The 12,325-nt window shown below is 46.5% G+C and carries 12 protein-coding genes; 7 read left to right on the top strand and 5 right to left on the bottom strand.

The window, feature by feature from the left end:
- Positions 1–20: 20 nt before the first annotated feature.
- Positions 21–887: an alpha/beta fold hydrolase gene (locus LG368_RS05425; RefSeq protein ID WP_226753721.1), complete on the bottom strand. Its 867-nt coding sequence runs from the start codon at positions 885–887 to the stop codon at positions 21–23.
- 138 nt (positions 888–1,025) lie between these two features.
- Between LG368_RS05425 and pabB the strand changes: the two genes are divergently transcribed.
- The 3 genes from pabB to LG368_RS05410 all read left to right on the top strand — a co-directional run bounded on the left by pabB (position 1,026) and on the right by LG368_RS05410 (position 3,949).
- The gene (gene pabB / locus LG368_RS05420; protein ID WP_226753720.1) at positions 1,026–2,450 is read left to right on the top strand and encodes an aminodeoxychorismate synthase component I; all 1,425 of its coding nucleotides are present in this window, start codon (positions 1,026–1,028) and stop codon (positions 2,448–2,450) included.
- A gap of 8 nt (positions 2,451–2,458) precedes the next feature.
- On the top strand, positions 2,459–3,130 hold the full coding sequence (locus tag LG368_RS05415; RefSeq protein ID WP_226753719.1) for an NUDIX hydrolase: 672 nt from the start codon (positions 2,459–2,461) through the stop codon (positions 3,128–3,130).
- Positions 3,131–3,214: 84 nt separating this feature from the next.
- Complete coding sequence (locus LG368_RS05410; RefSeq protein WP_226753718.1) at positions 3,215–3,949, top strand: phosphoadenylyl-sulfate reductase; 735 nt, start codon at positions 3,215–3,217, stop codon at positions 3,947–3,949.
- A 79-nt stretch (positions 3,950–4,028) separates the two neighbouring features.
- On the opposite strand, the gene LG368_RS05405 is transcribed toward LG368_RS05410, so the two are convergent.
- Positions 4,029–4,319, bottom strand: a complete 291-nt coding sequence (locus LG368_RS05405; protein ID WP_226753717.1) for a LysR family transcriptional regulator — start codon at positions 4,317–4,319, stop codon at positions 4,029–4,031.
- Between the two features lie 110 nt (positions 4,320–4,429).
- Here LG368_RS05405 and LG368_RS05400 point away from each other — a divergent pair, with 110 nt between their 5' ends.
- Positions 4,430–5,776 carry an anti-phage deoxyguanosine triphosphatase gene (locus LG368_RS05400; protein WP_226753716.1) on the top strand — a complete coding sequence of 449 codons (1,347 nt, stop codon included), beginning with the start codon at positions 4,430–4,432 and terminating at the stop codon, positions 5,774–5,776.
- Between the two features lie 27 nt (positions 5,777–5,803).
- Here the strand turns inward: LG368_RS05400 and LG368_RS05395 are convergent, their stop codons facing one another.
- The 3 genes from LG368_RS05395 to LG368_RS05385 are packed head-to-tail and all read right to left on the bottom strand — an operon-like array spanning position 5,804 to position 8,196.
- Positions 5,804–6,322: a GNAT family N-acetyltransferase gene (locus LG368_RS05395; RefSeq protein ID WP_226753715.1), complete on the bottom strand. Its 519-nt coding sequence runs from the start codon at positions 6,320–6,322 to the stop codon at positions 5,804–5,806.
- Positions 6,323–6,330: 8 nt separating this feature from the next.
- Entirely contained in the window at positions 6,331–7,347 is a 1,017-nt protein-coding gene (locus LG368_RS05390) for a DUF2333 family protein (RefSeq protein ID WP_226753714.1), read from the bottom strand.
- A gap of 27 nt (positions 7,348–7,374) precedes the next feature.
- Positions 7,375–8,196 (bottom strand): hypothetical protein, encoded by an 822-nt coding sequence (locus LG368_RS05385; protein ID WP_226753713.1) that lies wholly within the window; start codon positions 8,194–8,196, stop codon positions 7,375–7,377.
- 117 nt (positions 8,197–8,313) lie between these two features.
- Between LG368_RS05385 and dsbD the strand changes: the two genes are divergently transcribed.
- The 3 genes from dsbD to accC all read left to right on the top strand — a co-directional run bounded on the left by dsbD (position 8,314) and on the right by accC (position 12,239).
- Positions 8,314–10,182, top strand: coding sequence for a protein-disulfide reductase DsbD (gene dsbD, locus LG368_RS05380; RefSeq protein WP_226753712.1), 1,869 nt, complete (start codon positions 8,314–8,316; stop codon positions 10,180–10,182).
- 252 nt (positions 10,183–10,434) lie between these two features.
- Positions 10,435–10,878 carry an acetyl-CoA carboxylase biotin carboxyl carrier protein gene (accB, locus tag LG368_RS05375; protein ID WP_226753711.1) on the top strand — a complete coding sequence of 148 codons (444 nt, stop codon included), beginning with the start codon at positions 10,435–10,437 and terminating at the stop codon, positions 10,876–10,878.
- A 20-nt stretch (positions 10,879–10,898) separates the two neighbouring features.
- Positions 10,899–12,239 (top strand): acetyl-CoA carboxylase biotin carboxylase subunit, encoded by a 1,341-nt coding sequence (gene accC, locus LG368_RS05370; protein WP_226753710.1) that lies wholly within the window; start codon positions 10,899–10,901, stop codon positions 12,237–12,239.
- Positions 12,240–12,325: the final 86 nt, after the last annotated feature.

Genomic DNA, 12,325 nt, shown 5'->3' with positions numbered 1-12,325 from the left:
TTTTTAGTGACCTAGTAAAACTACACGACTGAAAACCATTTGTTAATATGGTGAGCAATTTGTCTTGGCTTTTGAAAAGGCAAAGAGTGATCGCACGCGCTTAAAGAGGCGTGCTGCCAGTTTGCCTGTTGCTCACTCAATAGATCGTAATGTTGTTTTAATGCCTCATGACTTAACGCACCAGAAAACAAAAAAACCTCTTCAGAAGCCTCGATCATGGCTTGGCGCAGTACAGGCTGTTTCGCCATTTCTTCCACGTAGTCGGTCACGGCGTCCAGCGCATACGCAAAACCAAAGGGACGATGGGCCAAACGAGATTGTGTGGTGGCTTCTGCCACAGGGTGCTTACGTCGATTGGGCGATACACCGTCCATAAAATTAGCGACCCCCAACTCCACATCCCCAGTATCTCGAATCAGTTGCGAAGCTTGTCGGTATTTTTGGCGTACCGTCATTAAATCACTGACGTCTTCCCGATCTAAAGACGCCGGCTCCAACAGTGCTAACTTCACCGCAGGCTTACCCTGTAAACGACGCTGTCGATTTAAGTTGAGCGCAACAAGCCCGCCTAATGAGTAAGCCACTACATCAAAATCTTCCCACTGAAGATGGGCTAACAACGCGGCGACTTCATCGGTCAACTCGTCAATACTCACCGCGGCTTCGTGTCCCGGCCGATGAAAAGATTCTCCCATGCCTTTTAAATCGGGCACCAACATCCATCGCCATTGGGTAAAATAAGGCAGCATCGGCGAATAAGTGATTTCCCCTGCCACACCGGCACCATGCAACAATAAACACACTCGATCGGTGACTGCGTGGGTGTTTTCGTAAAGGCGGTACGCAATGTCCGCATTGGGTAAAGTAAGAAAAAATACGTCAGACACTTGTAATTAACCTGTGAGGAGCCTTATTAAAAGAATACAATGTTTGCTATTAGCTAAATGGCTTTATTTTTTATGTTTGCAAGGTAGGCAAAGCGTCCTTGTCATGTGAAATTCTATGTTACTAGGTATTTATTTAAAATGTCAGAAGTCGAACAAGTAAAATTGCCTTACCAATCGTCGTTGTTGTCCTTTTTCTCGGCAGTACGAGACCTGCCTTACCCTGCTTTACTCGACAGCAATCACGCGCACTTTCAAGACACTTGTTATGACATTCTGGTCGCTGACCCTTTGGCTAGAATTCATCCAAATAAGGGTGACCAACCCATTACCTGGTTAACCAAGCCTCTATACACCTTATCTTATACTGACAACCCAATGACGCTTCTTAGTGAGCTTATGAGCTTAATTTGCCAAGAGCCTTGGGCAAAAAACGCCCCTAAAAATCTGCCTTTTATTGGTGGCTTGCTCGGCTATTACACTTATGAAGGGGGTCATTATATTGAACAACTGCCTGATACGGTGAAACACGATATTGCGCTGGATACCCTAAGCTTAGGTCTGTATTCATGGGCGGTGGTCACCTCTCATCAGGATAAGACGACCAAACTGATTCTCTCTCCTTGGTGTGATGGTGATGTTGCGGCTGACCTAATTAATCGTTTTACCAGTGCGTGCGACGATGTTTTAGTCAAACATCATTTACACCATCACCAAGCCTTTCGCTTAACAAGCCCTTTTGTATCAAACACCACTGAACATGCATACGCGGAAAAATTCGCCGCAGTGCAAGATTACATTCAATCGGGCGACTGTTATCAAGTCAACTTGGCGCAACGCTTTTCCAGTACCTATGAAGGGGACACATTCACTGCTTACCAGCGTTTGCGTGAGGCCTGCCCTACGCCTTTTGCGGCGTATTTGCAGCTATCACCGGAACAAAGCCTGCTAAGCCATTCGCCGGAACGTTTTTTATTGTGCGACCAGGGACGAATGGAATCCAAACCCATCAAAGGCACCATTGCGCGTGGCAAGACGCCAGAGGAAGATCAAGCGAACGCCAATCAACTCCTGAATTCCACCAAGGATCGTGCAGAAAACCTTATGATTGTGGATTTACTCAGAAATGACCTAGGGCGCACCTGCCTAACAGGCAGTATCAAGGTACCGAAGCTGTTCGCACTAGAAAGCTATGCCAATGTTCATCATCTTGTGTCGACAGTGGAAGGTCGCATTGATCAAGCAGATCAGGCAATTAAGGTGTTTCACCAAAGTTTCCCTGGCGGCTCTATTACAGGAGCACCCAAGATTCGCGCCATGGAAATCATTGATGAACTGGAGCCACATCAGCGTTCAGTTTATTGCGGATCCATCGCTTACTTCAGCGCCAACGGGCAAATGGACTCCAGTATCACCATCCGAACACTCGTGGCCGACCAAGGCAATCTGCATTGTTGGGCAGGAGGCGGGCTGGTTGCAGACTCAAAATGCCAAGAAGAATACCAAGAAACCTTTACCAAGGTGGGTAAATTGACACATACTCTAGAACAAGACTTTTTGAAATAGGCCGAACCATGTCTGACATTGAGCAGTTTCTAAATGCTCCACCTATTTATTTGGATTTGGATGACATTCGCACCGCGTTAGATCGAACGCCCTATGTGCAACAAATCCACAACCCGGACGAAAACCGACTTTCGGACGACAACGATACCCAATACCAATCAGCAGCGGTGTTGATTCCTATTTGGCGTGAGCCTAAAAGCCAAGAGTTGTTTGTCTTGTTTACTCAACGCGCTCTACACATGCGCAACCATCCAGGTCAAATGGCGTTTCCTGGCGGCAAGCACGACCCTGAAGACGCCAGTATGGAATACACCGCATTACGTGAAACATTGGAAGAAGTTGGGTTGTCGCCTGACTGCTTTGACCTACTTGGTGAACTTGGTGAGTACTGCACTATCTCGGGTTATTGCGTGAAACCCATTGTCGCGGAAATGACGACAAGAAGAGAACTTTGTCTGTGTGAAGATGAAGTGCATTCCGTTCACTGGATCCCATTGCGTTATTTACTGACGCCCAGCAATTACTGCTTCACAGAAAAAAAAGTGGGGGCCATCACACGCAGCTTCCTTGAGATCGAATACCATGGCATTCGCATCTGGGGTGTGACTGCCGGTATTTTATACGGCTTTTATCAAACACTTGCAGAGCACATCAACAAACCTTTGCAAGATCCATTATAAGGTTAGCGCGCTTTCGTCTTTTCCATTTCAACAACAAGTTGCTATGGTAAAGACAACGTAATTCAGACCTTGGTATTTCCTGTTATGTCCACTTTTGATGTTGATTCCTTTATTCGTCTCCAGCAAGAAAACAACCCTCAACGTATTATACACAATGCCATGAGCGCCTTTGATAACATCGCCTTATCATTTAGCGGTGCTGAAGATGTGGTGCTGATCGACATGGCGGTCAAAGCCAATAAAAACGTCCAAGTTTTCTCGCTTGATACAGGGCGACTACACCCAGAAACCTACCAATTTATTGAAAAGATTCGCAAACACTACCAACTCAATATGGATATTTTATCGCCGGATCGCGACGCTTTAGAGGGCTTTACTCGCCAAAAAGGGTTGTTTAGCTTTCTTGATGACGGTCATCAAGAATGCTGCGGCATCCGTAAAGTACAACCCCTAAAACGCAAGCTGGCCACGCTTGATGCTTGGGTAACCGGTCAACGTAAAGACCAAAGCCCTGGTACAAGAAACGTACTGGCCGTTGCCGAACAAGACTCGACCTTCGGCACAGAAACGCACCCTCTTATTAAATTTAACCCGTTGGCCAACTGGACATCGGAGGATGTCTGGAATTACATAAAAATGTTTGATGTGCCTTATAACGAGTTGCACGCAAAGGGCTTTGTTAGTATTGGCTGTGAACCTTGCACAAGACCAACGCTGCCAAATCAACATGAACGTGAAGGTCGCTGGTGGTGGGAAGAATCTGCCCACAAAGAATGTGGTTTACACGTAGGAAATTTGATCTCAACCAGTCAAGAATAAGCACTGAATCTAAAGTGGCAGACTGACGCCACTTTTTTCGTATGTTAACTTTTTATTAGCCTATCTAAGCCACCGTTATTTAAGCGTCTAACGTCGTTTTCTCACTTTGTAGAAAATCCTGCCATGCTTCTTTAAAACCGCAGTAACACCCCTCTAACTCTTCTATGTGGCGTAAAAGTAATTTACCCGCCGACGTAATGACAGTTGTCCGGCCGTGTCTGACAAGCAAGGGTTCGTTCAAGCCTCTTTCTAGCTTCTGGATATGCTGGCTCACAGCAGGCTGTGTTAAACCCAGTCGCTGGGCTGTTTTAGTAAAACTGCCTGTTTCTACTAATACTTTAAAGGTCGTAAGATGTTGTGTATTGAGCATAAAGGTTCCTTATAGTAGATCGCATTATGCACAAGGGTTTTTGGTCTATCATTGACCTATATCGTGTTTTCATGAAAGACTGAGAATTATTCATTTTACGGACGTTAGACATGACCACCACACCTTATTCCATGTCCACTTGGCACGAAAGACAATCCGGCCCCAAAGCATCCAGACAAAACGATTACCGAACTCCCTATCAACGAGATCGCGCACGCATTATTCACAGCGCCGCCTTTCGCCGCTTACAATCTAAAACGCAGATCCTTGCCATTCGCCAAAATGACTACAGCCGCACTCGTCTCACTCACTCTTTAGAAGTGGCACAAATTGGCAGCGGCATCGCCCATCAGCTAAAACACAGCAATCCAGTCGACGCGGCGTTCCAAGATTGGCTTGCCGATGACGCTCTCATTGAAACCGTTTGCTTAAGCCATGATATTGGTCATCCTCCCTTTGGGCACGGTGGGGAGGTGGCGCTCAATTATATGATGCGTTCTCACGGTGGGTTTGAAGGCAATGCTCAGTCACTGCGCATTCTTGGTAAACGAGGCTCTTACTCTCCGACCTTTGGTATGGACGTCACGCGGCGTACCCTGTTAGGCATACTGAAATACCCCGTCACAAACAACCAGGTTGTGGGTCACTACCCGGCCGATTTAACCAGTTTTCGACAGTTAAAAGCGTCTGACTGGGCACCGCCGAAATGCGTTTACCAGGAAGAACAAGCCTTGCTGGACTGGGTACTGACTCCCTTCTCTGCTTCGGATAAGCAAGCACTACAAGAAACCATTAAGACTCATCATAGTAGGCATGCGAAAGCACAACACGCCAGTTTTGATACCAGCATTATGGATCTTGCTGATGACATTGCCTATGGCGTTCATGATTTAGAAGACGCCGTCGTGCTTGGCATGGTCACAAAAGAGACTTGGCTCACTCATCTTGAACCTGAGCTTGCCGCCATTGATACACCTTTTCTGAACGAAAATTTAAACACCCTACGCACACAACTGTTTAGTCGCCAAAGTCATTTGCGCAAAGAAGCCATTGGCAGCCTGGTGAGTTGGTTCATCACTTCTTGCCAAGTGACGAAGAAAGCGCAATTTGAGCACCCATTGTTGGATTATCAGGTGACGTTGCCCATTGCTCAACAACAAGCGTTATCACTGCTGAAACAATTTGAGATGGAACATATTATTCAGCGACCAGAGGTGCAAATGCTAGTTTATAAGGGCCAACAAATGCTGTTAGAAATGTTTGAAGCCTACTCTGCTGACCCTGAGCGTCTGTTACCTCAGGACATTGCCGCTGAATGGCGAAGAAATCAGGAACAAGGCCATAGTGGCTTACGCATCATTTGTGATTACATGGCGTCCATGACGGATGACTATGCCAGTCGCATGTACAATAAACTCTTCGTACCCAGCTCTGGTTCTGTATTTGACCCTATGTAGCAGGCTAATTGGAAAGCGGCGAAAAGCTTAAAATATTCGCCCCAACAGTAATACATCCTCTTGCACACCTTGATGACGAGCAATGCGTGGCAGTCGCCCCCATTGCTCAAACCCCTGACGAGAAAAGAAAGTTCGACTATTCACATTGCTCGCGTAGACATAAGCGACCAAATGAGTGAACACAATCTCATCACGATGGGCCACAATATAGCGAAAAACAGCTTGCCCAACCCCACACCCCTGCCAAGCTGGCATGACGTAAAGACTGATCTCTAGAGCAAGATCGAAGGCGGGTAAACCGTAAAAAGGCTCCAGTGCACACCAAGCAATGACTTCACCCTGACGCTCAACCACCAGCAGAGGGTGTCGTGCTGAGCTACTCTCTTGCCAGTCCAACACATCAAGAAGACAAATACCTTTGTCATGATCAGCACTGTTTGTGGCTGGAGCTGCCTCTGCTTCACACTGCTGGAAGATATCCAACAGTGCGGGCACATCGTCTATTTCTGACAGGCGAACAACTACTGGGCCTAGCGGGTTTGTCACAGGATCGTTTAACCTTGTTCTAGCAAACGACGTAGATCAATGATGGCCGTGTTCGCACGTGCGACATAAGAAGCCATTACCAATGAATGATTGGCTAACAGACCAAAACCGCTACCATTTAAGATAAACGGAGACCAAACACTGGTCTGCGTGGCTTCTAGTTCACGAATAATTTGACGCAAACTAACCAAAGCATTTTTGTCTTGTAGGATATTATAAAAGTCTACCTCCACAGCACGTAAGATATGCACAAGCGCCCAACTGGTTCCTCTTGCTTCATAAAACACATCGTCTATTTTTGACCAAGGCGTACGAACATAGCGATTGTTCTCATCCGTATCAATTTGTGCACTTTCGTCAATCACACTGGCAGACAAGCGCTGCGACAAGCTTCCTAAACGGGTGCTTACATCTGACAACCAGTCCGACAGGTTATCCGCTCGTGCATAAAATTGCGCTTTACTGTCTGATGCGCCTGCCAAGCGATCAAGGTAAGCCATCAACTCTTTGTTACCACGGCGGTATTCGCTTTCACTTGATGGTAACGCCCAGCTTTTGGTGTCAAAATTGAACTGTGGCTCAGCAATTTTTAAGTTCACATCTTCTGTGGACTGCGACTGAGAACGGCTGAATTCTTTACGAAAAGCACGCGCTAAATCACGAGACTGCACTAACACACCAAACTCCCAGGCGGGCATATTATCCATTATCAAACCTGGGGGCATGATGTCATTGGTAATAAAGCCACCCGGTTTTTCCAGTAAGGTTTCCACCATAGTGTGCAGAGTACTGGCGGTGGTGTAACCTGCCGCTAGCTTTTTACTGTTGTTAAGATACCCTTGAGAAGCCGCCTTCTCTTTCGCAGACGCCACCACATCAAAAGCATCCGGCTCGTTACTCCAATACATTCCGAGCACACTCAATATGACCAGTAAAGCCAAAATAACGATGGCGACGCCTTTTCCCATACCAGAAAGGTTCACCTTTGGTATCACACCTTGTAACTTATTTGTTAACCGCGACATTTTTACCTACCTTAATCCCGTTATATTTTATTCATTAACCATTTTGACTGCGTAGTCGGCACGATGAAAAATCATGGCGCGGACTCGAAACTCGGTCACTCGACTATTAATAATCTGATAAATCAAACGTGCCTCTTTATCATTCGGCCAATAAATGGCAATTGTCTGTTTGGTGCTAGATACTTTATCGATAATAGGCTGAATGTCAGCAATTATCTCTTCTTCGGACTGACGAAACAGACTTTTAGGCAAAAAGAATGAGTCCGCTTCAACGGCGTTCGTTGACGCATTATTGCCAGACGTTATTTTTGCTGCGGTTACCGACTCAGCTCTTCGTTGCATTAAATCTTTTATACGCCCCGACATTTCCGTCACCGCAGGGTCTTCTGGGTTCACTGAGCGAGCAGAGTCTAAATATCGCTCTGCTGCTTGATAATTCCGGCCTTGAGCTGCTTGCCATGCCCACTGGGTATATCGGTCAACAATCGCGGTAATTCCCTGTATGGCTCTAAAATTACCAGGATCACGACCCAACGCGGCTTGAAAATACAGGTTTGCATTATCCTCTGCAGGCGTCAGTAAACGTTGTGCCAACAAGGCGCTTTCGCCTTGACCAAGTAAGCGCAAGGTGATTTTTTCAGATTCGGTCAGTTTATTGACTCTGTTTTTGCGAGTATTCGTATTTTTAGCAGAAGCCGTGTCGTCAGAGCGTTCTGTACTTGTTTGTTGATCCGCCGTCGTGGCAGATGACTCCGTGCGCGTTTCAACAGACTGGGAAGACCTTACATTTTCCTGACAACCCGCCAAACAAAGTGCAAAAAATAGAAAAGTAAACCGATAGATAACCAATTTGCCCCCTTGTGATTGGCAATATTACAGTGGGTTGGTAGTCTACACGTTCCTTTCGACACAGTGAAACCAACACCTCTTGCTTCGCTGCGAATTTTACTGACTTGAAGATGATTTATGCGCCTATTTTTGTTCTTGTTCCTTTTAATGTTTCAAGCAACCTCTTTTGCATTCACATTTGGGGCGACCTCCGCTTTTTCACAACCTGACTTTTTGCCTGCAGAGCAAGTCTTTAAACCGACCCTTTCCGACCCCAAAGAAGGTCAAGTGACCGTCTCTTGGATCATAGAACCTGGCTACTACTTATACCAATCACAACTTTCTTTATCAGGCCCAGATGCGCAACACCTCAATCTTACGTCTTTCCCTAATGGCGAATTAAAACAAGACCCTTATTACGGCGAAGTGGTTGTGTACAGAGAGCAGCTTTCTGTTCCTATTCAATACACAGATAAGCTACCGCCGGGCACGCAGATCAGTGCACAATTATCCTATCAAGGTTGTGCGGATCAAGGATTATGTTACCCGCCTCAAACACTGCCGGTTCAATTCACCGTGCCACTTTCTTTATCCAATACACCTTCATTGAATACACTTTCATCAAATACAACATCCATCGAGGCAATAGAAGCGGCAAAGCCTGTAACAACCCAAAATACAAAGAACGCAACAACGCCAGACGTGGCACCATCCGAAGCGGAGTCCGTTAGCCTTTTACTTGGATCAGATGACCTTTGGTCCACCCTCATGATTGTATTTGGTCTGGGGTTATTGCTGTCTTTAACGCCCTGTGTTCTTCCTATGGTACCGATTGTCAGTGCTATTGTTGTTGGCACGAGAGATTCACGTTTAGGGGCTTTTTATTACAGCGTTCTGTATGTTTTAGGTATGGCACTCACCTATGCCGCCATCGGCGGCTTAGTGGGCGTTTTTGGTACGCAATTAAATCTACAAGCCCAACTGCAAAATCCTATTTTGTTGGCCTTCAGCGCCGTTTTGTTTGTCTTGCTGGCGCTTGCGATGTTCGGCCTTTACGAATTAAGGCTACCCTCCTCTTGGCAACAACGTCTACAGATGTCTAACGAATCGAGCGATTCCACGTGGCAATCCAGTGTCAGCGTGTTCATTACTGGAGTGTTGTCTACCTTAGTGGTCTCACCCTGCGTCTCCGCGCCTCTCGCTGGCGCATTACTGTATATCGGTGGGCAAGGCGACGCTTGGTACGGTGCCATGATGTTGTTTGTTATGGCGCTCGGTATGGGTATCCCGCTATTATTAGTTGGATTGTTTGGCCCCAAAGTTCTGCCCAAAAATGGTGAATGGTTACACGACATTAAAGTCCTGATGGGGTTTGGCCTTTTGGCCATGGCCGTGTGGCTGTTAACCCGCTGGCTGCCCAGCGAAACACACTTATTCTTATGGGCAATATTGGCCTTGTCAGTGAGCAGTTTCTTTTTTCATCGCGCAACTAAGGACACATCGCACCCCGTAAGGTGGTTTTTTGCCTTGATTCTTTTTATTACTGCCACATTGCAATTTGTAGGAGCCGTTACGGGCAGCAGCAAACCGTTGCAACCACTGGACAAACTCTCTTCACCTTCGGCCAGTAACGGACCCTCTGAAGCCGCGTTATTTGAAACCACTATCACGTCACTGGTGCAACTCGATCGCTTTGTTGCGGCCTCTGATGAGCGTCCTATCGTACTGGACTTTTACGCGGACTGGTGCGTGAGCTGTAAGGTATTAGAAGAGATGTTTCTTGAACCAGAGATCTTTGAGACACTTGAGAAAATCCAACTGGTTCGTGTTGACGTTACAAAAAATACCGCGGATAACAAAGCATTAATGCAAGCGTTTGATGTGTTTGGTCCACCGGCTCTTATTTTTCTTGATAACAGCGGCAAAGAGCGCAAGAAACTCACCCTTATGGGGGAGCCGAGTCGATCCACTCTTACGGCTCGACTGCAGGCTCACATTGCTCAATAGCGTACAGAATGAAACGCAATCAACAAGCAGTTTACAAGAGATCAAAAAACACACTGCACAAACATTTTTTGGTTTTTTTATAGCATAACTGGACAATATCCTGCTTTTTACCGATAATTTCCAGTCAACTGCTTTTCACAGCCCATACTGTAAAAGCTGCGTTTACCGAATACGGTAAGTCGTACCCAATTTATAATAATCAGTGAATGTCGCAATCACTGAACCAATTAACACAGACAGAAGAGAGTAACTATGGACATTCGTAAAATTAAAAAACTAATCGAACTTCTTGAAGAATCTAACGTTTATGAGATTGAAATCAAAGAAGGCGAAGAAGCAGTCCGTATCAGCCGTGGCGGTGCCCCTGTTCAAGCACCCGTCATGTCAGCACCTGTTATGGCTGCCCCTACCGCTGCACCAAGCGCACCTACTGCGGCGCCAGAAGCACCCGCAGCTGTTGCAGGTCATTCTGTTAAATCACCTATGGTCGGAACCTACTACAAGTCTTCTGCGCCAGGCGCGAAACCTTTTGTTGAAGTTGGCCAAAAAGTGAACGTGGGCGACACTATCTGTATCGTTGAAGCGATGAAGATGATGAACCAGATCGAAGCAGACAAAGCAGGCACAATTGGTGCTATCTTGGTAGAAGACGGCGAACCTGTTGAATTCGACCAACCTCTTATTACCATCCTTTAATCTAACGCAAAGGTTTCATCATGCTCGATAAGGTATTGATTGCTAACCGAGGCGAAATTGCACTGCGCATATTACGCGCATGTAAAGAACTCGGTATCAAAACCGTTGCGGTACATTCTAAAATTGACCGTGACCTTCTCCATGTGCGTCTAGCAGACGAGTCCATCTGCATAGGCCCTAACCCATCTGCGCAAAGCTACTTGAACATCCCTGCAATTATCAGCGCTGCCGAGTTGACCGATACATCAGCCATCCATCCAGGCTACGGTTTTCTTGCAGAAAATGCAGACTTTGCAGAACAAGTAGAACGTTCTGGCTTCACTTTCATTGGCCCAAAAGCCGAAACCATTCGTCTAATGGGCGATAAAGTGTCTGCCATCAAAGCCATGAAAGAAGCAGGCGTTCCAACCGTACCAGGCTCAAATGGTCCTGTGCCGAGCGATCCAGAAGAATGTATCCGCATCGCACACGAAATTGGTTTTCCCGTTATCGTAAAAGCTGCAGCGGGCGGTGGTGGTCGTGGTATGCGCGTTGTTCACAACGAAGGCAGCCTATTGAAATCGATCAGCGTTACTCAATCTGAAGCAGGCTCCTACTTCGGTGACAGCACGGTTTATATGGAAAAATTCCTGACAAACCCGCGTCACGTAGAAGTACAGGTTCTAGCGGATGGTCAAGGCAATGCCGTTCACCTTTACGATCGCGACTGTTCCTTGCAACGTCGTCACCAAAAAGTGTTAGAAGAAGCACCTGCTCCTATGCTGGACGAAGCATCTCGTCAAGCGTGTCTAAAAGCCTGTGTGGATGCCTGCATTAAGATCAATTACCGCGGCGCCGGTACGTTTGAATTCTTGTACGAAGATGGTCATTTCTACTTTATCGAAATGAACACACGTGTTCAGGTTGAACACCCGGTAACGGAAATGGTAACCGGTGTTGATATCGTTAAAGAGCAACTTCGCATTGCCAGCGGCCAGCCTTTGTCTTTGAAACAAGAAGACATCAAACTTAACGGACATGCTGTTGAGTCTCGCATCAACGCAGAAGACGCTAAGACCTTTATGCCATGTCCTGGTAAAGTGGATTACTTCCACGCACCTGGTGGTATGGGTGTTCGTGTTGACTCTCACCTTTACAGTGGTTACAGCGTTCCTCCGACCTATGACTCCATGATTGCAAAAATCATCTGTCATGCTCCAGATCGTACTGCTGCATTGAAGCGCCTATCAGGTGCGCTAGATGAAACCTTCATAGATGGTATAAAAACCAACATTGAGCTACAAAAAGAGCTCGTAAATGACGCCAACTTCATTGTTGGTGGGGTTAATATCCACTATCTAGAGAAAAAACTCGGCCTATAAACGCCGAGCCATTGCCCCTAACGATGATTCAAATCGATAGGGGTAATCATTTTCCTCTCGCCTCAAGCGCCAAGCTTCGCTATTCT

It is taken from the genome of Marinomonas algarum (genome assembly GCF_020532605.1).
GTDB classification, from domain to species: domain Bacteria; phylum Pseudomonadota; class Gammaproteobacteria; order Pseudomonadales; family Marinomonadaceae; genus Marinomonas; species Marinomonas algarum.
The sequence above is the reverse complement of the archived record's forward strand: the minus strand, read 5'-3'. Positions and strand labels throughout refer to the sequence as shown.

Coding starts and splice junctions, on each gene's coding strand:
- LG368_RS05410 (WP_226753718.1), top strand. CDS start 3,215: ATGTCCACTTTTGATGTTGATTCCTTTATTCGTCTCCAGCAAGAAAAC.
- dsbD (WP_226753712.1), top strand. CDS start 8,314: ATGCGCCTATTTTTGTTCTTGTTCCTTTTAATGTTTCAAGCAACCTCT.
- LG368_RS05415 (WP_226753719.1), top strand. CDS start 2,459: ATGTCTGACATTGAGCAGTTTCTAAATGCTCCACCTATTTATTTGGAT.
- LG368_RS05390 (WP_226753714.1), bottom strand. CDS start 7,347: ATGTCGCGGTTAACAAATAAGTTACAAGGTGTGATACCAAAGGTGAAC.
- accB (WP_226753711.1), top strand. CDS start 10,435: ATGGACATTCGTAAAATTAAAAAACTAATCGAACTTCTTGAAGAATCT.
- LG368_RS05405 (WP_226753717.1), bottom strand. CDS start 4,319: ATGCTCAATACACAACATCTTACGACCTTTAAAGTATTAGTAGAAACA.
- accC (WP_226753710.1), top strand. CDS start 10,899: ATGCTCGATAAGGTATTGATTGCTAACCGAGGCGAAATTGCACTGCGC.
- LG368_RS05400 (WP_226753716.1), top strand. CDS start 4,430: ATGACCACCACACCTTATTCCATGTCCACTTGGCACGAAAGACAATCC.
- pabB (WP_226753720.1), top strand. CDS start 1,026: ATGTCAGAAGTCGAACAAGTAAAATTGCCTTACCAATCGTCGTTGTTG.